We start from the raw sequence: 22,571 nt of genomic DNA, 5'->3' as shown, positions 1-22,571 counted from the left end.
TGATTTTTTACATGGTTGTTGTGTAAAAAAATGAACAAGGCTAAGCTCGATCAAAACCTATAACAGCAATAAATTGGGTGCCTCATGCCACGCCTGCCGTTGATCGGCGTTACCGCCTGCAGCAAGCAGATCGGTCCTCACCCCTACCATATCGTGGGTGACAAATATGTCCGCGCTGTCGCCGTGGGCGCCGGAGGGTTGCCTCTGGTCATTCCTTCTCTGGGCGAGCTGATCGACCTGCCGACGCTGATCGATAATCTGCACGGTCTGTTGTTTACCGGCTCGCCATCCAACGTTGAACCTCATCACTATAGTGGACCTGCCAGCGAGCCGGGCACCTTGCATGATCCGGCGCGCGACCAGACCACCTTGCCACTGCTGCGCCTGGCCATTGAAGCGGGCGTGCCGGTACTCGGCATTTGTCGCGGCTTTCAGGAAATGAATGTGGCCTTCGGTGGCACGCTGCATCAAAAGGTACATGCAGTTGCTGGCATGATGGACCACCGCGAGCCGGAGAACGAACCGCTCGACGTCCAATATGCCCCCCGTCACCCGTTGTTCATTGAGCCGGGCGGTCTGCTCGACAGTTTTGGCTTGCCGTCCGAGATCACTGTCAATTCCATTCATGGCCAGGGTGTTGCACGTTTGGCGCCGGGCTTGCGTGTCGAAGCACGGGCGCCTGACGGATTGGTTGAGGCTTTCTCTGTCAGCGACGCAAAAAGCTTTGCGTTGGGGGTGCAATGGCACCCTGAATGGCAGGTACGATCCAATCCGAATTATCTCGCCATCTTCCAGGCCTTTGGTGAGGCTTGCAGGAAGAGGGCGGGGCAACACTGAGTGGGCCTTGCGTGGCTCGCTCTACCAACCCTGAGGTCTCTATGAGCACCAAACTGGACCAGCTTTCGAGCTGGCTGAAAGAACGCAAAATCACCGAAGTTGAATGCCTAGTCAGCGATCTTACCGGCATTGCCCGTGGCAAGATCTCCCCGACCAACAAGTTCCTCGACGAGAAGGGCATGCGCCTTCCCGAGAGCGTGCTGTTGCAGACCGTGACCGGCGATTACGTCGAGGACGATGTCTACTACGAGCTGCTCGACCCCGCCGACATCGACATGATCTGCCGGCCCGATGAAAACGCCGTATTCCTGGTGCCCTGGGCCGTTGAGCCGACCGCCCAGGTGATTCACGACACCTATGACAAGCAGGGCAACCCGATCGAGCTGTCGCCGCGCAACCTGCTCAAGAAAGTGCTCAAGCTGTATGCCGAAAAAGGCTGGCAGCCCATAGTCGCGCCGGAGATGGAGTTCTACCTGACCAAGCGCAACAGCGACCCGGACTTCCCGCTGGTTGCGCCCATGGGCCGTTCCGGGCGTCCGGAAACCGGTCGGCAGTCGTTCTCCATCGACGCGGCCAACGAGTTCGACCCGCTGTTCGAAGACATGTACGACTGGTGCGAGATTCAGGGCCTGGACCTGGATACGCTGATCCACGAAGAAGGCCCGGCGCAGATGGAAATCAACTTCCGTCATGGCGAGGCCCTGCACCTGGCCGACCAGATTCTGGTGTTCAAACGCACCATGCGCGAGGCTGCGCTCAAGCATGACGTGGCGGCGACCTTTATGGCCAAGCCGATCACCGATCAGCCGGGCAGCGCCATGCACCTGCACCAGAGCATCATCGACAAGAAGACCGGCAAGAACATCTTCTCCAATGAAGACGGTTCCATGAGCGAGCTGTTCTTGCACCATATCGGCGGGCTGCAGAAGTACATCCCCGAGGTGCTGCCGCTGTTCGCCCCCAACGTCAACTCGTTCCGCCGCTTCCTGCCCGACACCTCGGCGCCGGTTAACGTGGAGTGGGGCGAAGAGAATCGCACTGTGGGCCTGCGTGTGCCGGATGCGACGCCGCAGAACCGCCGGGTAGAGAACCGCCTCGCCGGGGCCGACGCCAACCCTTATCTGGCCCTGGCCGCGAGCCTGCTGTGCGGCTACATCGGCATGGTCGACGGCATCAAGCCCAGTGCACCGGTCAAAGGGCGTGGCTACGAGCGCCGCAACCTGCGCCTGCCGCTGACCCTGGAAGCGGCGCTGGAGCGTATGGAAACCTGCAAGGTCGTCGAAGAGTACCTGGGCAGCAAGTTCGTCACCGGCTACGTCGCGGTCAAGCGCGCCGAGCATGAAAACTACAAGCGGGTAATCAGCTCCTGGGAGCGCGAGTTCCTGCTGCTGTCGGTTTAGTTTTTCGGGGCTTCTCATGGCTCTGTGGGGGGCGCTTCAGCCGCGACAATCGCCGCTGAAGCGCCTCCCACAGGGCCGGCGGAGCCCATTGAGAAGGTGTGGATATGAGTAAGCCAGTGCAAAACCCGAAAACCCGTGAATGGCAGGCCATGAGCCGCGACCATCACCTAGCGCCGTTCAGCGATTTCAAGCAGCTGGCCGAGAAGGGGCCGCGCATCATCACCCGCGCCGACGGTGTCTACCTGTGGGACAGCGAAGGGCACAAGATTCTCGACGCCATGGCCGGGCTCTGGTGCGTGGCGATCGGCTACGGCCGCAAGGAACTGGCCGAGGCGGCCTCGCGGCAGATGCAGGAGTTGCCGTACTACAACATGTTCTTCCAGACCGCCACGCCGCCTGCGCTGGAGTTGGCCAAGGTCATCTCCGAGCTGGCACCGGCGGGCATGAATCATGTGTTCTTCACCGGCTCCGGTTCGGAAGGCAACGACACCATGCTGCGTATGGTCCGCCATTACTGGGCGATCAAGGGCCAGCCGAATAAAAAGGTCATCATCAGCCGCCTCAACGGCTACCACGGCTCGACCGTGGCCGGCGCCAGCCTGGGCGGCATGACCTATATGCATGAGCAGGGCGACTTGCCGATCCCCGGCATCGTGCATATCCCGCAGCCATACTGGTTCGGTGAGGGCGGTGACATGAGCCCCGAGGCGTTCGGCATCTGGGCGGCCGATCAGTTGGAGCAGAAGATTCTTGAGGTCGGTGAGGACAACGTCGCCGCCTTTATCGCCGAGCCGATCCAGGGCGCCGGCGGGGTGATCATCCCTCCGGACAGCTACTGGCCGCGCATCCGCGAGATTCTCGCCAAGTACGACATCCTGTTCGTCGCCGATGAGGTCATCTGTGGCTTTGGCCGCACCGGTGAGTGGTTCGGTAGCGATTATTACGGCAATGCGCCGCACATGATGACCATTGCCAAAGGCCTGACCAGCGGCTACATCCCCATGGGCGGGTTGATTGTGCGTGACGATATCGTCGACGTGCTTAACCAGGGCGGCGACTTCAACCATGGTTTTACCTACTCCGGACACCCGGTGGCGGCAGCTGTGGCCCTGGAGAACCTGCGCATTCTGCGTGAAGAAGGCATCGTCGAGCGGGTCAAGGCAGAAACGGCACCGTATTTGCAAAAGTCTTTGCAGGCGCTGGCCGATCATCCATTGGTGGGTGAGGTGCGTGGTGTCGGCATGCTCGGTGCCATCGAGTTGGTGAAAGACAAGACGACCCGTGCGCGTTATCCGAGCAGCCAGGGTGTTGGCATGATCTGCCGCAGCCACTGCTTCGAGAACGGGCTGATCATGCGTGCGGTGGGCGATACCATGATCATTTCGCCGCCGCTGGTGATCAGCAAGGCCGAGATTGACGAACTGGTGAGCAAGGCGCGCACCTGTCTTGACCTGACGGCGCAAGCACTGCTGGTTTAACAGGCCGTTGAAAACGTAGGCGAGGCAGCCAGCGCAAGGCAAAAACAGGCGAAAAAGCGGAGTTTACGAGTTGTAAATGAGCATTTTGAGCCTGTTTTTAACGCCGCGATGGCAACGCAGGTAGTTTTTCAACAGCCTGTTAAGGCACAACTGCGCAGTTGTAAAGAGCAGGCTGACCTTGCCAGACTGCGCAGAGCGTTGACCAGACTCACCCTAGGGTGGTGCATAGCGGCAGCGCCATCTGCTGGAAAACTGAATATGACAACAGGAGCTGTACGCATGAAAACTTTCGGCAAAACCCTTCTCGCGTTATCCCTGGCGGGCGCCCTGACCGGCGTTGTCCAGGCCGATGAAAAAGTACTGCACGTGTACAACTGGTCCGACTACATTGCGGAAGACACCCTGGCCAATTTCGAGAAGGAAACTGGCATCAAGGTGGTCTACGACGTTTTCGACTCCAACGAGACGCTGGAAGCCAAGCTGCTGGCCGGCAGCTCCGGTTATGACATCGTGGTGCCGTCCAACCCCTTCCTGGCCAAGCAGATCAAGGCCGGTGTATTCCAGAAGCTGGACAAGTCCAAGCTGCCGAACTGGAGCAACCTCGACAAGAGCCTGCTCAAGGCGTTGGACCCGAGCGATCCGGGCAACCAGTACTCCATCCCTTATATGTGGGGCACCATCGGCATTGGCTACAACGTCGACAAGGTCAAGGCGGCCCTGGGTGACAACGCACCGGTCAACTCTTGGGACCTGGTATTCAAGCCCGAAAACATCGCCAAGCTGAAAAGCTGCGGCGTGTCGTTCCTTGATTCGCCGACCGAAATTCTCCCTGCTGCCCTCAACTACCTGGGCTTCAAGCCAGATAGCACCAATGCTGACGAGCTGAAGAAAGCCGAAGAACTGTTCCTCTCGATCCGTTCCTCGACCGCTTACTTCCACAGCTCCAAGTACATCAGCGATCTGGCCAATGGCGATATCTGCGTGGCGATCGGCTACTCAGGCGATCTGTACCAGTCCAAGTCCCGTGCGGAAGAAGCCAAGAACGGCGTCAACATCTCCTACAGCATCCCGAAAGAAGGGGCCGGCAGCTTCTTCGACATGATGGCCATTCCTGCGGATGCCAAGAACGTTGAAGCCGCTCACGTGTTCCTCAACTACCTGATGAAGCCAGAGGTTATGGCCAACATCACCAACTTCGTGCAGTTCCCCAACGGCAACGCGGCGGCTACCCCGCTGGTTGACGAAGCACTGCGTAACGATCCGGGCATCTACCCGGATGCCGCAACCATGGCCAAGATCTACACCTTCCCGGACCTGCCTGCCAATGCACAACGTGCAATGACCCGCAGCTGGACCAAGATCAAGTCAGGCCGTTAACGGTTTCGCCGTACCAGATGGGGCGGCTCGCTCGCCCCATCCCTTCCAAAACAAGAAGGAAACTCCTATGCGTCGTACTCCTCTCGTGGCGGGCTTACTGGTTGCCGCCGTCAGCGCTGTGCAAGCCGCCGAGCCTGTAGTCAAAATCTACAACTGGTCTGACTACATCGGCGAAACCACCCTGGCTGATTTCCAGCAGGCCACGGGCATCAAAGCCCAGTACGACGTTTTCGATTCCAACGAAACCCTGGAAGGCAAGTTGCTGGCGGGGCGCTCCGGCTACGATGTCGTGGTGCCCTCCAATCATTTTCTCGGTAAGCAGATCAAGGCCGGCGCGTTCCAGAAACTCGACCGCAACCAACTGCCCAACTGGAAGAATCTCGACCCGCAGTTACTCAAGCAACTGCAGGTCAACGACCCCGATAACCAGTACGCGGTGCCCTATCTGTGGGGTACCAATGGCATTGGTTACAACGTGGCGAAAATCAAGGAAGTGCTCGGCGTCGACAAGATCGACTCCTGGGCCAGCGTGTTCGAGCCTGAAAATCTGCAGAAGCTCGCCAGCTGTGGCGTCAGCTTCCTCGACTCGGCCGATGAAATGCTCCCGGCCATGCTCAATTACCTCGGGCTGGACCCGAACACGCAAAACCCCGAGGACTACGCCAAGGCTGAAGCCAAGCTGCTGGCGGTGCGCCCTTACGTGACTTACTTTCACAGCTCCAAATATATTGGTGACCTGGCCAACGGTAACATCTGCGTAGCGGTCGGTTTCTCCGGCGATGTTCTGCAGGCTGCCGACCGTGCCGAAGAGGCGGGCAAGGGTATCGAGATCGCCTACAGCATCCCCAAAGAAGGGGCCAATCTGTGGTTCGACATGCTCGCCATCCCGGCCGATGCCAGCCACCCGAAAGAGGCGCATGCCTTTATCAATTTTCTACTTGAGCCGGCAGCCATTGCGGCAGTCAGCGATTACGTCGGCTATGCCAACCCAAATACCCAGGCAGGCGCGCTGATGGATCAGGACGTGCGCAATGACGAGTCGGTGTATCCGCCACAAGCGGTGCTGGACAAGTTGTATATCTCGGCGGAGTTGCCGGTGAAGGTGCAGCGACTGATGACCCGGAGCTGGACCCGGGTCAAGTCGGGACAATAATTTTAAACGCCTAGCCGTCGGGCTGGGCGCCACTTTGCGGGAGTGTTGGGAATGGCAGTTGCTTCCAGTGCCTATAAAAAGGTTCTAGAGGGTGATCAGCAACCGAAAGAGGTGCTGGTCAAAATCGAGCGTGTGACCAAGAAGTTCGATGAAACGGTCGCGGTCGACGATGTCTCTCTGACCATCAACAAGGGCGAGATCTTCGCGCTGCTCGGCGGTTCAGGTTCGGGCAAGTCGACCCTGCTGCGCATGCTCGCCGGTTTCGAGCGGCCGACCGAGGGGCGCATCTTCCTCGATGGCCAGGACATCACTGACCTGCCGCCCTACGAGCGGCCGATCAACATGATGTTCCAGTCCTACGCACTGTTCCCGCACATGACCGTGGCGGACAACATCGCCTTCGGCCTCAAACAGGACCGCATGCCCAAGGAGCAGATCGAGGCCCGTGTGGCCGAGATGCTCAAACTGGTGCACATGACTCAGTACGCCAAGCGCAAGCCGCACCAGCTCTCCGGTGGCCAGCGCCAGCGTGTGGCCCTGGCCCGCTCCCTGGCCAAGAGCCCGAAGCTGCTGCTGCTCGATGAGCCGATGGGCGCGCTGGACAAGAAGCTGCGCTCGCAGATGCAGCTCGAACTGGTCGAGATCATCGAGCGCGTCGGCGTGACCTGCGTGATGGTGACCCACGACCAGGAAGAGGCCATGACCATGGCCCAGCGCATCGCCATCATGCACCTGGGCTGGATCGCCCAGATCGGCAGCCCGATCGACATCTATGAAACCCCGACCAGCCGTCTGGTTTGCGAGTTCATCGGCAACGTCAACCTGTTCGAAGGCCAGGTCATCGAAGACATGGAAGGCCATGCGCTGATCGACAGCCCGGACCTGGAGCGCAACATCTACGTCGGCCACGGCGTCAGCACCTCGGTGCAGGACAAGAGCATCACCTACGCCATTCGCCCGGAGAAGCTGCTGGTTACCACCGAGCAGCCGGCCTACGAGTACAACTGGTCGCGTGGCAAGGTCCACGACATCGCCTACCTGGGCGGCCATTCGGTGTTCTACGTACAACTGCCGAGCGGCAAGATCGTCCAGTCCTTCGTCGCCAACGCCGAGCGCCGTGGCGCGCGGCCGACCTGGGATGACGAAGTCTACGTCTGGTGGGAGGACGACAGCGGGGTGGCATTGCGCTCATGAATATTTCCCGAAGCCTAAGCCGCCGCATGCCGTCGGGCCGCCACCTGGTTATTGGCGTGCCCTTCGTCTGGCTATTCCTGTTCTTTCTGCTGCCCTTCATCATCGTCTTGAAGATCAGCTTCGCCGAAGCCGACGTGGCCATTCCGCCGTACACCGAGGTGTACACCTGGGCGGAAAACAAACTGTCGATCGTGCTCAACCTGGGCAACTACATCTTCCTCAGTGAGGACTCGCTGTACCTGGCGGCCTACCTGGGCTCGCTGAAGATGGCCTTTGTCAGCACCCTGCTGTGTCTGTTGATCGGCTACCCGATGGCTTATGCCATTGCCCGCGCCGACAAGGACATCCAGACCGTGCTGCTGCTGTTGATCATGATGCCGACCTGGACGGCGATCCTGATCCGCGTGTATGCCTGGATGGGTATTCTCAGCAACAACGGCCTGCTCAATAGCCTGTTGCAGAGTATCGGCCTGATCGATGCGCCGCTGCAGATCCTCAATACCAACGTCGCGGTGTATATCGGCGTGGTGTACTCCTACCTGCCGTTTATGATCCTGCCGCTCTACGCCAACCTGGTGAAGCATGACCAGAGCTTGCTGGAAGCCGCGGCCGACCTGGGCTCGAGCAACTTCAACAGCTTCTGGAAAATCACCGTGCCGCTGTCGAAGAACGGCATCATCGCCGGCTGCATGCTGGTGTTCATCCCGGTGGTCGGCGAGTTCGTCATCCCCGAGCTGCTCGGTGGCCCGGAGACGCTGATGATTGGCAAGGTGCTGTGGCAAGAGTTCTTCAACAACCGCGACTGGCCGGTGGCGTCCGCCCTGGCGGTGGTCATGCTGGCGATCCTGATCGTGCCGATCATTCTGTTTAACCGCAACCAAGCCAAAGAGATGGAGGGTCGGGCATGAGACGTTTCCGTTTCTCCAACATCATGTTGTGGGTCGGCTTGCTGTTTATCTACCTGCCGATGGTGATCCTGGTCATCTACTCGTTCAATGAATCGCGCCTGGTTACCGTCTGGGGTGGCTGGTCGGTGAAGTGGTATGTCGGCTTGCTCGACAACACCCAGTTGATGAACGCGGTGATGCGCTCCCTGGAAATCGCCTGCTACACAGCGATTGCCGCCGTAGCGTTGGGTACCATGGCGGCCTTCGTGCTGACCCGTGTCACGCGCTTCAAGGGCCGCACGCTGTTCGGTGGTCTGGTCACTGCGCCGTTGGTGATGCCCGAGGTGATCACCGGTCTGTCGCTGTTGCTGTTGTTCGTGGCCATGGCGCAATTGATCGGTTGGCCCGCCGAGCGCGGCATTCTGACCATCTGGATCGCTCACACTACCTTCTGCTCCGCCTACGTGGCGGTGGTGGTGTCGGCGCGCCTGCGTGAGCTCGACCTGTCGATCGAAGAAGCGGCCATGGACCTGGGTGCCAAGCCATTCAAGGTGTTCTTTCTGATCACCATCCCGATGATCGCGCCTTCGCTGGCCGCTGGCGGCATGATGTCCTTCGCCCTGTCGCTGGACGACCTGGTACTGGCCAGCTTCGTTTCCGGCCCCGGCTCCACCACCCTGCCGATGGAGGTGTTCTCCGCCGTGCGCCTGGGCGTGAAACCGGAAATCAACGCCGTGGCCAGTCTGATTCTGCTGGCGGTGTCCTTCGCCACCTTCCTGGTCTGGTTCTTCGCCCACCGCGCCGAAGAAAACCGCAAGAAGGCGATCCAGCAGGCCATGGACGAAAGCACCGGTGCCCACCTGCAGGCCGGCCCCGACAGCCGCCGCGACCCGTCGCAAGTGCATGCCTGATCGGTAAACGCGTTACACCCAGAGGGCCACAGTCGTGGCCCTTTTCATTGGCTATGTCCCATTGGCTGTTGCAGTCGCATGTAGGCCATAACGCAAATTCCGTAGGAGCGCCGCCCCGGCGCGAAGCTTTTGGACTATCTGTTATACCGCTGAAGGACCGCTATTCGCCGCGAGGCGCGGCTCCTACGAGAAGCCGCGACGTTGTGCAGCGCGGAACGGCGACATAGCCTAAAAAGCACAGCTTGAGCGCTATTTGGGTCTGTTGCCGTCGGCGTTAGACGCCAGACCTATTCGGATGTCGGCGTCCAGGCGCAGAAGCAGCCCACGGCCAGGGTGTTGCTGGCATTGACATGGCGCCCGGCGGCCAGGGCCTCGAGAATGGGCTCGATAAAGCTGTTGCTCGAGCTGCAGGTCAGCCCCTCGCTGTAAGGGCCGAAGTAGGCCAGCCGGCCCTGCTGGTCCCAGATTGCCACTGCCGGGCTGGCGGGCAGCTGCTCGCTGCCGGGCAGTGTGGCCAGAGCCTGCAAGGCATCGAGGTTGGCGGGTAGACGGCCCTGACTGCCGGCTTTTTGCACGGCGTAAAACGCCACACCTTGGGGCGCGAAGCGTTCGATCAGCTCGCCCAGATGTTGTTGGTTACCGACATTGCATGGGCAGCCCGGGTCCCAGAAGTGCACCAGGCGAATCGGGCCTGGCCCGGCCAGGTGTTCGGGCAGGCGCAGCTCGCTGCCGCTGAACAGCGCAGTCTGGTCGCTGAAGGTGCGGATGTAACGGGCCTCGAACCAGAAATACGCCGCGATCATCGCCGCCAGCCAGAGCAGGGCGGTCAGGCTGATCAGGAGCGTTTTGCGGCGTGGTTTGGGCATGGCTGAGCCTGTGGCGAGTGAGGTGTGCAGCAGGGATAGCGCGCCGCACCATGGCCGGGTAGCTTGCCATGCCCGGGGCGCCAGCAGAATATCCCTTTGCCTGGTGACGGCGGTATCCTTCACCTACCTGACCTCGGCAACCTTGCGGAAACCCTGATGCCTGCGCCTTTCCCGCTCGATCACCTGCTGGCCAGCCTGCGACCCTTGGCCGCGGCAGGCGAGCCCGGCCCCCATGATGAGCACTACCAGCGCTTCTATGGCTTCGACCGTCTGGGCTTGCCGGGTCGCCTCGGGCTGCTTGAGGTGGGTGACTACCGCATCGCGCTGCAGCTCTGGCGTCCGCCGACGCCGCGGGCGAGCCTGATCCTGCTGCATGGCTATTACGACCACTCAGGCTTGTACCGGCATGTCATCGAGTGGGCGTTGCGCCGCCAGTTCGCTGTGCTTGCCGTAGACCTGCCGGGGCATGGCCTGTCCAGTGGTGAGCGGGCGAGCATCGGTGACTTCGCCGAGTACCAGGCCGTGCTCGATGCGGCGCTGATCGAGGCGGCGGCCCTGGAGTTGCCCGCGCCCTGGCACCTGTGCGGGCAAAGCACCGGTGCGGCGATTCTGCTCGATCACCGTCTGCATGCTGCTGTGCATCCATCACTCGGCGAAACAGTGCTGCTGGCGCCGCTGGTGCGGCCGCGCTCCTGGAACTGGTCGCAATTGAGCTATCGCCTGCTGAGCCCGTTCGTCACGGAGATTCCGCGACGCTTCAGCATCAATTCGGGGGACGCGGCTTTTATCGACTTCGTGCACAACCAGGACCCGTTGCAGCCGCGCAGCCTGCCGACCCGCTGGGTCGGCGCCTTGCGCCAGTGGGTGCCGCGCATCGAGGGTGCTGCGCGCAGCCGGCACAGCCCGATCATCGTCCAGGGTGAGGCCGACATGACTGTCGACTGGCGACATAACCTGGCAGTGCTGGAAGACAAGTTCGACGCGCCGCGCATCCTGCGCCTGCCCGAGGCGCGGCATCACCTGGCCAACGAACTACCGGTCTTTCGCGAGCAGTATTTCGCCTTTCTCGATCAGCAGTTGGGGAATGGCTAGGGTCTGTTCCCGTTTCGTTCGCGGCTCACTACGAAACGGCAATAGACCCTATCAGATGCCCTGCGGCGCGGGCGCCAGACTGTCGCTGCTGCGGCCCACGGCAAGGCCTTCGCGCATCGCCGCCAGAGCGGCCTGGTAATAGGCCTGGCCCTCGACGGACTGGGCAAAGCTGACGAACTCCTCCAGCTCCGGGTCCGACAGCTCGCGGTAGACATGCAGCAGGGTGTTGTCGAGGTCGACACTGATCTGCTCCATCAGCCGCTGGCGCTGGCCTTCGAGCATCGACTGTGCGGCGCCACCGCCGAGCAGGCCAGGGATCATCTGGCTCAGGCTGTCGGCGGCGACGCCGGCCAGCGCCAGGCTCACCTCAGCGCCCGCTTCGCGGGCCGGCATGGCCTGGGCCAGGTGGCGGATCAGCAGGCGGCGGGTGGCGCTCGCCTCAATGCGCGGGAGGCCGTCGGCATGCAGCATCAGTTGTTCACGGCTGGTGGCCAGCAGCTCGGCTTCGACCACCTTACGGCCCAGGGGCGACTGGAAAAAAGCCAGGGCGGGAGCGGGATCGGCCAAGTGCTGGCGCAGGCCCTGCAGGGCGCGCTGATCCATGGCGGCCGGAGCGAAGCGTGCGTTGCTGTTGTTCACCAGGGCCTGATACACCGCCGGTGGCAGGGTTGATTGATAACGGGCTTGCGCGGCACTCAGCGCTGCGCTGAAATGCGCGCGCTGCTGCGCCCATCCTGCGGACTGGTAAAGATCGGCGTGATCGTCAGCCTGGGCCGTGAGGCTCAGCAACAGCAGTACTGCAAAGGATAGGACGCGCATACAGACTCCAGTCTAGCGGGCGAGTATTTTCAATGGCCAGCCAAGGCTTGTCGAGGCGCAGTGCATACCTCAGCAGCCGCTTTCGACAACCCCCCTTACACTGGCCAGCATCCGCCGGCGCGGTAGAGAACCCCCAGATGGACACCTTGTGTTCCCGCATCATCGATGACCTGGCCGAGCAGGGTTGGTCCCTGCAGCCGGCGTTCATCTCTGCTTCTCTGACCATGGCTTTGGCCGCAGAGTGCCATCGGCGTGCCGCCCAGGGTGCCCTGACGCCGGCTGGCGTAGGGCGCGGCCCGTTCGTGGCGGTCAATGAGGGCATTCGTGGCGATCATATCGATTGGCTCGAACCGGGCCAGTCGGTGGCCTGCGACCAGTATCTGGCACACCTTGAGCAATTGCGCATGGCGCTCAACCAGGCGCTGTTTCTCGGCCTGGAAGATGTCGAAAGCCATTTCGCCCTCTACCCGCCGGGTGCGTTTTACCGCCGCCACCTCGACCGTTTTCGCGATGACGATCGCCGCGCGGTCTCGGCGGTGCTCTACCTGAACCCGGACTGGCAGGCGCAGCAGGGCGGCGCACTACGCCTGTATCTGCAAGACGATGCTGCCCATGACATCCTGCCCGTGGCCGGCAGCCTGGTGGTGTTCCTCTCGGCCGACATCCCCCACGAGGTGTTGCCGGCTACCCGTGATCGGCTGTCGCTGACCGCCTGGTTCCGCCGCCGCGCCGATAATCCGCTGGAGTGAAGGAGCTAGCTGTGGAGAAGATCCTGGTCAGCCGCTGCCTGTTGGGCCATCCGGTGCGCTACGACGGCGGCGCCCATGGACCGTTCGACCTGCTGCAGCGCTGGCAGGCTGAAGGGCGGGTGGTTGCGCTTTGTCCGGAAGTCGCCGGTGGCCTGCCCACGCCGCGGCCGGCGGCGGAGATCGACGGCGGCCAGGGCGGCCAAGTGCTCGATGGCCAGGTGCGGGTGCGTGGGATCGATGGCGAGGATGTCACCGCCGCCTTTGTCGCCGGGGCCGAGCAGGCGCTGGCGCTGGTGCAACGCCATGGCATTCGCATCGCCCTGCTCAAGGCGCGCAGCCCCTCGTGCGGCAACCTGGAGAACTACGATGGCCAGTTCACCGGCACGCGCATCCCCGGCGAAGGTGTCACCGCCGCGATACTGCGTCGCGCGGGCGTGCAGGTGTTCAGCGAGGAGCAACTGGCGCAGGCGCTGGAAGCGCTGGCATGCCTCGAGCAGGCCAGCCGCGACCGGTAGCCTGGGTTGAGCGAAGCGATACCCGGGAAACGCTACTCTGGATGTCGCTGTGAGCGCCGCATAAACGAACAAGGGAGGCCGAAGTCTCCCTTGTTGATCACTGCCGGTACTTAGAACAGCACGCGGCTGCGGATGGTGCCTTTAACGTGTTGCAGCTTCTCCAGCGCCAGGTCGGAATACTCGGCGTCGACGTCGATGACCACGTAGCCAACCTTGTCGTTGGTCTGCAGGAACTGGCCGGAGATGTTGATGCCGTTTTCCGCAAACACGCTGTTGATCTCGCTCATCACACCCGGCACGTTCTCGTGGATATGCAGCAGGCGATGCTTGCCCGGGTGCGCCGGCAGGGCCACTTCAGGGAAGTTGACCGAGGACACCGAGGTGCCGTTGTCGCTGTATTTGACCAGCTTCTCGGCCACTTCCAGACCGATGTTGGCCTGGGCTTCGGCGGTGGATCCACCGATGTGCGGCGTGAGAATGACACGATCCAGGCCGCGCAGCGGGCTCTCGAACACATCGTCGTTGGACTTCGGCTCGACCGGGAACACGTCGATGGCAGCGCCGATCAGGTGCTCGTCCTTGATCGCGGCCGCCAGGTGGTCCAGTTCGACCACAGTGCCACGGGCAGCGTTGATCAGGATGCCGCCCTTCTTCATGGCGCGGATTTCCTTCTCGCCGATCATCCACTGGGTGGACGCCAGCTCAGGTACGTGCAGGGAAACGATATCGCACATGCCCAGCAGGTCATGCAGCTTGCCGACCTGGGTCGCGTTGCCCAGCGGCAGCTTGGTCACCACGTCGTAGAAGAACACCTGCATGCCCAGGGCTTCGGCGAGGACCGACAGCTGGGTGCCGATGGAGCCGTAACCGACGATGCCGAGCTTCTTGCCGCGGATCTCGAAGGAGTTGGCCGCCGACTTGATCCAGCCGCCACGGTGGCAGGAGGCGTTCTTCTCGGGGATGCCGCGCAGCAGCAGGATGGCCTGGGCCAGCACCAGCTCGGCCACCGAGCGGGTGTTGGAGTAGGGCGCGTTGAACACCGCGATGCCGCGCTGGCGCGCCGCGTCCAGGTCGACCTGGTTGGTGCCGATGCAGAAGCAGCCGACGGCGACCAGCTTCTTCGCGCAGTCGAAAACTTCTTCGGTCAGTTGGGTGCGCGAGCGGATGCCGATGAAATGGGCATCGGCGATCTTGGCCTTCAGCTCCTCGCCGGACAGCGCGGTCTTGAGGTACTCGATGTTGGTGTAACCGGACGCCTTCAGGGTATCCACTGCGTTCTGGTGGACACCTTCAAGAAGAAGGAACTTGATCTTGCTCTTGTCGAGAGAGGTCGTGCTCATCGGAGTACCTGTTGCCCCACTAATTTAAGTGTCAGGAGAAGTATCGGCGCTGTTGCCGACAGGCCGGCAAATCGCTGGGAAGCATGATTTGCGGGGGGCGTATGCTAGCATGGCTTCCCTTTTCCTTGCTCGGTTGCGACCTGAACGGTTCTCAGGGCGACCATGAATGTTTCGAGAGTTGAAATGACCGATCACCTGCCGATTGAAGAACTCAAAACCCTGGTCGAGCCCGGCAAAGTGCTGACCGACGCTGCCTCGCTGGAGACCTACGGCAAGGACTGGACCAAGCACTACGCGCCAGCTCCGACTGCCATCGTATTCCCCAAGACCATCGAGCAAGTACAGGCCATCGTGCGCTGGGCCAATGCCCACCAGATCGCCCTGGTGCCCTCCGGCGGCCGTACTGGCCTGTCGGCCGCGGCCGTGGCGGCCAATGGCGAGGTGGTGGTGTCGTTCGACTACATGAACCAGATCCTCGCCTTTAACGAGTTCGATCGCACCGTGGTTTGCCAACCGGGCGTGGTCACCGGCGCGCTGCAGCAGTTCGCCGAAGACAAGGGTCTGTATTACCCGGTGGATTTCGCCTCGGCGGGTTCCAGTCAGATTGGCGGCAATATCGGTACCAATGCCGGCGGGATCAAGGTTATCCGCTATGGCATGACCCGCAACTGGGTGGCCGGCCTCAAGGTCGTCACCGGCACCGGCGAGTTGCTGGAGCTGAACAAGGATTTGATCAAGAACGCCACCGGTTATGACATGCGCCAGCTGTTTATCGGCGCCGAAGGCACCCTGGGCTTCGTCGTCGAGGCGACCATGCGCCTGGACCGCGCGCCGCGCAACCTCACCGCCATGGTGCTGGGCACCCCGGATTTCGACTCGATCATGCCGGTGCTGCATGCCTTCCACGGCAAGCTCGACCTGACCGCCTTCGAGTTCTTCTCCGATAAATGCCTGGACAAGATCCTGGGTCGCGGTGACATCCCGGCGCCGTTCGAGAGCCGCACACCCTTCTATGCCCTGCTGGAGTTCGAGGCGCTGAACGAGGACGTGTCCAACAGCGCCCTGGAAACCTTCGAGTATTGTGTCGAGCAGGGCTGGGTGCTGGACGGCGTGATGAGCCAGAGCGAGCAGCAGCTGCAGAACCTGTGGAAGCTGCGCGAGTACATCTCTGAAACCATCAGCCACTGGACACCGTACAAGAACGACATCTCGGTGACGGTCAGCCAGGTGCCGGCATTCCTCGCCGATATCGACACCATCGTGTCGGGCAGCTACCCGGATTTCGAAGTGCTCTGGTACGGCCACATTGGCGACGGCAACCTGCACCTGAACATCCTCAAGCCCGAAGCGCTGAGCAAGGAAGATTTCTTCGCCAAGTGCGCCACCGTGAACAAGTGGGTGTTCGAGACCGTCCAGAAGTACAACGGCTCGATCAGCGCCGAGCACGGCGTGGGCATGACCAAGCGCGATTACCTGCATTACAGCCGCAGTGAGGCCGAAATTGCCTACATGCGGGCAATCAAAGCGGCCTTCGACCCCAACGGGATCATGAACCCAGGCAAGATCTTTCCGGTTTGATCCCTTTATTGTAGGAGCGAATTTATTCGCGATAGATCGCGCAAGCGCTGCAGAAGTCGCAGCTAAAGCAGAATGCCGCCCGGGACTTCCCGCGCAGACTGGCATTGGCTGACAGTTGATGTATGACGCGTAGCCCTATTCGCGAATAAATTCGCTCCTGCCCAGAGCAGCTTGCGCCGAATTCTCCACAGGAGTCGCCCATGAGTTACCAGCATCAGTACGTCGATGGCACCTCTATCCACTTCTCCCTCGGCAAGGTGGTGTGCATCGGTCGCAATTACGCCGAGCATGCGCGGGAGCTGAACAACCCGGTGCCCGCCGAGCCGCTGCTGTTTATCAAACCCGGCTCCTGTGTTGTGCCGCTGGCGGGCGGTTTCGTGATTCCCGATGATCGCGGTTCGGTGCATTACGAGGCGGAAATCGCTGTGCTGATCGGCAAGCCGTTGTCGCGCACGCCCGATGAAGAAGAAGTGCGCGATGCCATCTCCGGCTTCGCCCCGGCGCTGGACCTGACCCTGCGTGATCTGCAGGCGCGCCTCAAGGAAAAGGGCTACCCCTGGGAGACTGCCAAGAGTTTCGACGGCGCCTGTGTGCTGGCGCCCTTCGTACCTGGCGATACCTTTGCCGACCTGGGCGATATCGGCATCCGTCTGACCATCAACGGCGAGGTCCGCCAGGACGGTAACAGCCGCGACATGCTCAACCCCATCGTGCCGATGATCCAGCATATCTGCGGACATTTCAGCCTGCAGCCCGGCGATGTCATCCTCACCGGTACCCCAGCAGGCGTCGGCCCGCTGGCCAAGGGCGATGCCCTTGAGCTGGAGCTGGTCGGCCAGGCGCGTCATGTCAGCCAGGTGCTGTAAGAGCGCGGGCGTAACGTTTTCGAGTCGCTTGCCATGATGCTGAATGTACTTCGCACGGTTCGCTGGTACCGCTGGTTGCTGGGCATGTTCGTGCTGGCTGGGGCGGTGCTAGTGGTTGCCCGGCATTGGGATGACCAGTTGCTGTTCTGGCTGCACCAGCAGCGTGCCACTGCAGCTACCCAGGCAGCCAGCGTCTGGTTGCCCGGATATCGCGCGGTGGTCGAGGGCAAGGCGCTCGAAGGCCTGGCCAAGGGTGAAACCTCGGGCCTGACCTACAACCCCGCCAGCGATACCCTGTTTACCGTCACCGGGCGCGACCCGGAGTTGGCTGAGCTGTCGCTCACGGGTGAGGTGCTACGGCGTATCCCCCTGAGCGGCTTTTCCAACCCGGAGGGCGTCGAGGTCATCGATGGCGGGCGTCTGGCGATCATTGATGAACGCCAGCGCACCCTGACAGCGATTAGCCTGACTGACGAAACCCAGCGTATTGATAGCCGTGACTACCCGTCCTATGACCTGGGTTTCGCCGATGCGGGCAACAAGGGTTTTGAAGGCATCGCCTGGGACCCACTCCACCAGCGTGTGCTGCTGGGCAAGGAGCGTGGCCCGCTCGGGCTGTTCAGCCTGCGGCTTCCAGGCACCGACGGCTACAGCCCCCAGGGCGCGGTGGAGCCGCTGCCCGTCGGGAATCTGTTCGTGCGCGATATTTCCTCGCTGACCTACGACGCACGCACCGACCATACCCTGGTGCTGTCGGATGAGTCACGGCTGCTGCTGGAGGTGGATGCCCAGGGCGAGCCGGTGAGCTTTATCAGCCTGATCGGTGGCCTCAATGGTTTGCACGATGGGATCAAGCAGGCCGAGGGCGTGACCATGGACGCGGCCGGCAGCATTTACATCATCGGCGAGCCCAACCTGCTGTATGTGTTCAGCAAGGCGCAGCCGGTGGTGTTGCCGAAAACGCCGGTTAAGGTTGGCTTAAGCACTGATTAAGCATGGCTTCAGCTAGGGTGGTTAACCTGACCTCGTCATCAACTGATTGAGGTTCTACGCCATGAAGCGTTCCGCCATTGCTCTGCTGCTTGCTCCGCTGTTCTCCACCGCCGTATTTGCCGGCAGCTACACCGGCCCGGGCGCTGCTACTTCGGTAACCACCGTCGCTGCAGCCATGACCGCCGCTGACGATACCCCGGTGGTGCTGCAAGGCCAGATCGTCAAGCGCGTGCAGGACGAACTGTACGAATTCAAGGATGCTACAGGCACCATCCACGTCGAGATCGACGATGAAGACTGGCCGGCCCAGAGCATCTCGGAAACCGCCAAGGTCAAGCTGACCGGTGAGGTCGATCGTGACCTGACCAACCGTGAAATCGACGTCGATCGCGTCGAGCTGATCAACTGAGCCGCGTCCCTGCGCGTGTCCCCGCCTGCGCAGGTCCACTGATTGATTGAGCCCAGCCCCGAGCCCTGCTCGGGGCTGGCGTGTGTGTGACCCTTGGAAGAGTGATTGTCGATGCGTGCTCTGACCCGCAAACGCGTGCTGTTCGGCCTGGTTCTGGTCGGGGTAGTGGCGCTGGCTGCTCTGGCGCAGGATTACCGCCTGTTTCAGCGCGGCTGGTTCAACCTGCAGCAGGTGATGCCTTTTTCCGAGCTGGCGAGCGACTCGCTGGCCCTGGGCTCTTACCGCGCAGTGATCCAGGCGCAGCCGATCCCCGGTCTGGAGGACGACGTCTCGGCGCTGACTTTCGACCCGGATCGACGTAGCCTGTTTACCGTCACCAACCAGAACAGTGAGCTGATCGAGCTGTCCCTCGATGGGCAGGTGCTGCGGCGCATCCGTCTGCTTCACTTCGGTGATCCCGAGGCCGTCGAGTACATCAGCCAGGGCGTCTACGTGATCACCGACGAGTCGCGCCAGCGCCTGATCAAGGTGCGCGTGGATGACAGCACGCAAACGCTGGATGCCGAGCAGTCACAGCAGTTGACCCTGGCGCTTAGCAACGAGGACGACAACAAGGGCTTCGAAGGGTTGGCCTACGACCGGGCGGGCGAGCGCCTGTTCGTCGCCAAGGAGCGCGACCCGCTGCGCATCTATGAAGTGCTAGGTTTCCCACAGCTTGATGGTGCTGGCCCGGTCACCAATGTGGATATCACCGACGATCAGGCCCGCGATGCCGGGCTGTTTGTGCGTGACCTGTCCAGCCTGCAGTTCGACGCGGCAACCGGGCACCTGCTCGCCCTGTCGGACGAGTCGCGCCTGGTGGTGGAAATGGATGCCGAGGGCAAGCCGCTCAGTACCCTCTCGTTGCTGCAAGGCCAGCAAGGCCTCAAGGCATCAGTACCGCAAGCCGAAGGCCTGACGATGGACGATAAGGGCACGCTGTACCTGATCAGCGAGCCAAATCTGTTCTACGTGTTCGACAAGCCTGCCGAGTGAGGGCTCGGCAGGCTGGGGGTGGATCAGAACGCAAACTGTACCCCTGCGCTATAGGCGGTCTGATCACCATCGGTATGCTGCAAGCGCCCGCTGGCCTGTGCATAAAGAGCCAGGTTGTGGCTGAGTGACAACTGTGCGCCCAGGCGTGCTCGGGCGAAGTGTTTATCGGTGGCTCGGCCGTTATCGATACGGCGTACCGACCCGTCTGCCGGGCTGGTCAGTTCGAAATCCTCGCTGAAACCATCCGCCAGCTCCTCGACCCATGCCAGGCTGGCGTAAGGCAGCAGCTTCTTGCCGGTATTCAGCGGCAGCGCTCCATAGACCTGCCAGCCAATACTCAGTTCGGCAGAGTCGAAGCGAGTGCGTTCGGTACGTAATGCTGTACGCAGGCTGGATTTTTCGCGATAGCCGTCGAGCGTATAGCGATGGTAGTCGATGCCAACCATCGGGCCATTGCTTAGGTTGCCATGCGCGAAGTCGTAACCCCCTAGCAGGCGCCCGCCCCAGAACAGCGCATCGGTTTTTCCGTCCAGCTTCTGGTCGAGGATAATTGGTCCACCATTGCCCTGGATGAAGACCGCGCGGGTCATGTCGAACGAGGTTCGGCCGGCGCTGACATCCGCGTTCAGCCACAGTGGGCTGTCATCCTGGAGTGAGCCGTACAGTCCGGCCTGCCAGGTATCACCATCCACCTTGCCACCATGGTCCAGGCTGTCTTTGCTGCGACTGAAGCTCAAGCTGGCGCCGAGATTAAGGGTTGGCGTCAGTTGTATATCGGCCATTGCGTAAGCGCTGGCCTGATGCGAGCGCTGGTCTGGCTCACTGTCAAAACCTTGCTGAGGGCTGGCCTGACCTTCGATGCCCACGGCGCCATCGATGCTACCAACGGCGCGCGACGCACTGCGTAGCTTGATCCAGCGCAGGTCATGCACTTGCGCGAGGCTCTGCTGTTGGCGGGTCAGGGTGTCTTCCAGGGTGCCAAGCAAGGCAGCACCGGAAAGAGCGGAGTAGCGCAGGTCGGTTTGGGTGGCTTCCAGAACCAGGCGCGTGAGCAGGCGGGAGTAATCGCGTAGCCGTTGGGCAATCCTTTCTTCACCAAAGGCACCGACCAGTACGGTTTCATTGTCCAGTGTGGGGTTATGCCAGGTTGAACCACCAGGGATGGCCGGGTTGGTCGTCTGCTCGTAACCATCCAGATCGCCAATATCCCAATTGGTCGATTCCATATAGAGGACGGGTATGCCGAGCCCCAGAAAGCTGTCGCCGTCGCTGCAGCAACCGGTGCCGGCGGGGTAGTCACTGTTGAGCCCGGGGTTGGTATTCAGCTCAATACCCATTTCACTGGCGATCTGCAAAATGTGATCGCGCAGTGCCGTCAACTCTGAGCTGCCAACGCTGTCGCTACCGGCATGGGCATACATCATGTCGCCGGTAATCAAGCTGTCGATATTGATCATGCCGGTAAGGGCGCTGCGCGCCTCGGCATCCAGGGACGCCAGATAGGCGTTTGATCCGCGTAGCCCTTCTTCTTCGGCGCCAAAACCGATAAAGGTGACGCCATCCTCGAAGTCAATGCCTGCCAGGTTGCGCGCGATTTCGCTGAGCACACCGGCGCCAGAACCATTGTCGTCCAGCCCCTGCAAGGTTGGGCGGCCGAAAAACGTATCGAAGTGGGCGCCCACAATCAGGTTGCGGCCGCTGATGCCGGTATTTTGTACGATCACATTTTGTGAGCTGCGAGTAGTGCCTCCTGCCACCCAACTGAAATCCTGGCGTGAAGCGCTATAACCAGGGCTCATTCGCTGCTCCATCCAATCCGCTGCGCCAGCGAAGTTGGTGGTGCCCCTGTACCTGCCGGGGTAGTCATTGATCAGGGTTTCGAGAGTGTCGGCGGCATATTCACCGTACTCGTAGGCAAGGCTCATTTGCGACAACAGGCCGGTGGTGAGACCTATCGTCAGTGCTAGGGGTTTTATCACGACATACTCCCAGTGGGTGGTAGATGCCGTGAAATTGCAGGATATGCGCCGATCATGGGCTTAATGTGATGAATGACGCATACACAGAGTCAGGTGTCGCTTCGCTATAAGTTAAGCGGTCACGGGCGATAAGCGTTGAGTATCTTGCACCGCGTATGTGCTTGTACCAGGCGACTTAAAGTACATATCGCCCTTTTTCGGGGTTATTCATGCCCACAATCGGTCAGCGGCGTTAATCTCACCGTCGCTTCAACGCTTGAGGGTTTTCACGCCCTCGGCGGTGCCGAGCAGCAGCAGGTCGGCCGGGCGGGCGGCGAACAGGCCGTTGGTGACCACACCGACGATGGCGTTGATGGCCGCTTCCACCTGCACCGGATCGGTGATCGCCATATTGTGTACGTCGAGAATCACGTTGCCGTTGTCGGTGATCACGCCTTCACGGTACACCGGGTCGCCGCCCAGTTTGACCAGCTCGCGGGCCACGTGGCTGCGCGCCATGGGAATGACTTCGACCGGCAGTGGGAAGGCGCCGAGCACTCGCACCAGCTTGCTGGCGTCGGCGATGCAGATAAAGGTCTTGGCCACGGCCGCGACTATCTTCTCGCGGGTCAGGGCCGCGCCACCGCCCTTGATCAGGTGCAGGCGCTCGTCGCTTTCGTCGGCGCCATCGACATAAAACTCCAGGTCGCTGACGTTGTTCAGCTCATACACCGGGATGCCGTGGCCCTTGAGGCGCGTAGCGGTGGCTTCGGAACTGGCGACAGCGCCGTCGAATTCCATCTTGTGCTTGGCCAGGGCGTCGATAAAGCAGTTGGCGGTCGAGCCGGTGCCGACCCCGACAATGCTCTTGGCGTCGAGCTTGGGAAGAATGAAGTCGACGGCGGCCTGGGCCACGGCTTGCTTGAGTTGATCCTGGGTCATCGCGGGGTCTGCGCCTGAAGTGGGGTCGGAAAGCCGGCAATTATAGCGGCAAGTGAGCGAAACCTCGCCTGACGTCATGCCGCATCGGCCGGGCAAAACCCCGCTATGCGTGTGGTCGTTGCGTCTGGGGCTGGGGTAGACTCGTGGGCCGACCCGAACAGCCGCCTGCGAT

General features: G+C 61.4%; 21 protein-coding genes. 16 read left to right on the top strand and 5 right to left on the bottom strand.

The features are described 5' to 3' along the window. Positions 1 to 84: 84 nt before the first annotated feature. From BMW49_RS20775 to BMW49_RS20740, 8 genes are all read left to right on the top strand, one after another. Positions 85 to 837, top strand: coding sequence for a gamma-glutamyl-gamma-aminobutyrate hydrolase family protein (locus BMW49_RS20775; RefSeq protein WP_069520320.1), 753 nt, complete (start codon positions 85 to 87; stop codon positions 835 to 837). A 41-nt stretch (positions 838 to 878) separates the two neighbouring features. Beyond that, positions 879 to 2,237 (top strand): glutamine synthetase family protein, encoded by a 1,359-nt coding sequence (locus tag BMW49_RS20770; protein WP_069520318.1) that lies wholly within the window; start codon positions 879 to 881, stop codon positions 2,235 to 2,237. A gap of 104 nt (positions 2,238 to 2,341) precedes the next feature. Next, complete coding sequence (locus BMW49_RS20765) at positions 2,342 to 3,715, top strand: aspartate aminotransferase family protein (RefSeq protein WP_069520316.1); 1,374 nt, start codon at positions 2,342 to 2,344, stop codon at positions 3,713 to 3,715. 279 nt (positions 3,716 to 3,994) lie between these two features. Further along, the gene (locus tag BMW49_RS20760; RefSeq protein WP_069520314.1) at positions 3,995 to 5,092 is read left to right on the top strand and encodes a polyamine ABC transporter substrate-binding protein; all 1,098 of its coding nucleotides are present in this window, start codon (positions 3,995 to 3,997) and stop codon (positions 5,090 to 5,092) included. A gap of 67 nt (positions 5,093 to 5,159) precedes the next feature. Next, on the top strand, positions 5,160 to 6,245 hold the full coding sequence (locus tag BMW49_RS20755; protein ID WP_069520312.1) for a polyamine ABC transporter substrate-binding protein: 1,086 nt from the start codon (positions 5,160 to 5,162) through the stop codon (positions 6,243 to 6,245). 51 nt (positions 6,246 to 6,296) lie between these two features. Further along, complete coding sequence (potA, locus tag BMW49_RS20750; protein WP_069520310.1) at positions 6,297 to 7,439, top strand: polyamine ABC transporter ATP-binding protein; 1,143 nt, start codon at positions 6,297 to 6,299, stop codon at positions 7,437 to 7,439. Between the two features lie 26 nt (positions 7,440 to 7,465). Further along, complete coding sequence (locus BMW49_RS20745) at positions 7,466 to 8,347, top strand: ABC transporter permease subunit (RefSeq protein WP_167362827.1); 882 nt, start codon at positions 7,466 to 7,468, stop codon at positions 8,345 to 8,347. Then, positions 8,344 to 9,237: an ABC transporter permease subunit gene (locus BMW49_RS20740; protein ID WP_069520306.1), complete on the top strand. Its 894-nt coding sequence runs from the start codon at positions 8,344 to 8,346 to the stop codon at positions 9,235 to 9,237. Before BMW49_RS20745 ends, BMW49_RS20740 begins: the two co-directional genes overlap by 4 nt. Before the next feature lie 287 nt (positions 9,238 to 9,524). On the opposite strand, the gene BMW49_RS20735 is transcribed toward BMW49_RS20740, so the two are convergent. Beyond that, complete coding sequence (locus BMW49_RS20735) at positions 9,525 to 10,103, bottom strand: DUF6436 domain-containing protein (protein ID WP_069520304.1); 579 nt, start codon at positions 10,101 to 10,103, stop codon at positions 9,525 to 9,527. 156 nt (positions 10,104 to 10,259) lie between these two features. Here BMW49_RS20735 and bipL point away from each other — a divergent pair, with 156 nt between their 5' ends. Next, on the top strand, positions 10,260 to 11,195 hold the full coding sequence (gene bipL, locus BMW49_RS20730; RefSeq protein ID WP_069520362.1) for a phospholipase BipL: 936 nt from the start codon (positions 10,260 to 10,262) through the stop codon (positions 11,193 to 11,195). A 51-nt stretch (positions 11,196 to 11,246) separates the two neighbouring features. On the opposite strand, the gene BMW49_RS20725 is transcribed toward bipL, so the two are convergent. Beyond that, positions 11,247 to 12,014, bottom strand: a complete 768-nt coding sequence (locus BMW49_RS20725; RefSeq protein WP_069520301.1) for a DUF2059 domain-containing protein — start codon at positions 12,012 to 12,014, stop codon at positions 11,247 to 11,249. 137 nt (positions 12,015 to 12,151) lie between these two features. Between BMW49_RS20725 and BMW49_RS20720 the strand changes: the two genes are divergently transcribed. Continuing rightward, on the top strand, positions 12,152 to 12,763 hold the full coding sequence (locus BMW49_RS20720) for a 2OG-Fe(II) oxygenase (protein ID WP_069520299.1): 612 nt from the start codon (positions 12,152 to 12,154) through the stop codon (positions 12,761 to 12,763). Positions 12,764 to 12,774: 11 nt separating this feature from the next. Next, complete coding sequence (locus BMW49_RS20715) at positions 12,775 to 13,278, top strand: 2-thiouracil desulfurase family protein (RefSeq protein ID WP_069520298.1); 504 nt, start codon at positions 12,775 to 12,777, stop codon at positions 13,276 to 13,278. A gap of 110 nt (positions 13,279 to 13,388) precedes the next feature. On the opposite strand, the gene serA is transcribed toward BMW49_RS20715, so the two are convergent. Continuing rightward, positions 13,389 to 14,618 (bottom strand): phosphoglycerate dehydrogenase, encoded by a 1,230-nt coding sequence (gene serA / locus BMW49_RS20710; RefSeq protein ID WP_069520295.1) that lies wholly within the window; start codon positions 14,616 to 14,618, stop codon positions 13,389 to 13,391. Between the two features lie 183 nt (positions 14,619 to 14,801). On the opposite strand from serA, the gene BMW49_RS20705 reads away from it, so the two are divergent. The 5 genes from BMW49_RS20705 to BMW49_RS20685 all read left to right on the top strand — a co-directional run bounded on the left by BMW49_RS20705 (position 14,802) and on the right by BMW49_RS20685 (position 19,499). Beyond that, positions 14,802 to 16,196, top strand: coding sequence for an FAD-binding oxidoreductase (locus tag BMW49_RS20705; protein WP_069520293.1), 1,395 nt, complete (start codon positions 14,802 to 14,804; stop codon positions 16,194 to 16,196). Between the two features lie 200 nt (positions 16,197 to 16,396). Beyond that, positions 16,397 to 17,062 carry a fumarylacetoacetate hydrolase family protein gene (locus BMW49_RS20700; RefSeq protein ID WP_069520291.1) on the top strand — a complete coding sequence of 222 codons (666 nt, stop codon included), beginning with the start codon at positions 16,397 to 16,399 and terminating at the stop codon, positions 17,060 to 17,062. A gap of 33 nt (positions 17,063 to 17,095) precedes the next feature. Further along, a complete protein-coding gene (locus BMW49_RS20695) occupies positions 17,096 to 18,055 on the top strand; it encodes an SdiA-regulated domain-containing protein (protein ID WP_069520289.1) in 960 nt (319 codons plus the stop codon). A 61-nt stretch (positions 18,056 to 18,116) separates the two neighbouring features. Then, positions 18,117 to 18,464, top strand: a complete 348-nt coding sequence (locus BMW49_RS20690) for a NirD/YgiW/YdeI family stress tolerance protein (RefSeq protein ID WP_069520287.1) — start codon at positions 18,117 to 18,119, stop codon at positions 18,462 to 18,464. Positions 18,465 to 18,575: 111 nt separating this feature from the next. Next, a complete protein-coding gene (locus BMW49_RS20685; RefSeq protein ID WP_069520285.1) occupies positions 18,576 to 19,499 on the top strand; it encodes an SdiA-regulated domain-containing protein in 924 nt (307 codons plus the stop codon). 23 nt (positions 19,500 to 19,522) lie between these two features. Here the strand turns inward: BMW49_RS20685 and BMW49_RS20680 are convergent, their stop codons facing one another. Both BMW49_RS20680 and rpiA read right to left on the bottom strand, forming a co-directional pair. Beyond that, positions 19,523 to 21,478 (bottom strand): autotransporter domain-containing protein, encoded by a 1,956-nt coding sequence (locus BMW49_RS20680; protein ID WP_069520283.1) that lies wholly within the window; start codon positions 21,476 to 21,478, stop codon positions 19,523 to 19,525. 249 nt (positions 21,479 to 21,727) lie between these two features. Next, positions 21,728 to 22,399, bottom strand: coding sequence for a ribose-5-phosphate isomerase RpiA (gene rpiA, locus BMW49_RS20675; RefSeq protein WP_069520281.1), 672 nt, complete (start codon positions 22,397 to 22,399; stop codon positions 21,728 to 21,730). Positions 22,400 to 22,571 lie beyond the last annotated feature (172 nt).

Origin of the sequence: Pseudomonas cuatrocienegasensis (genome assembly GCF_900110925.1) — a bacterium.
In the GTDB taxonomy this organism is placed as follows: domain Bacteria; phylum Pseudomonadota; class Gammaproteobacteria; order Pseudomonadales; family Pseudomonadaceae; genus Aquipseudomonas; species Aquipseudomonas cuatrocienegasensis.
Note: the sequence above shows the minus strand (reverse complement) of the source record. Positions and strands in the feature narration are given on the sequence as shown.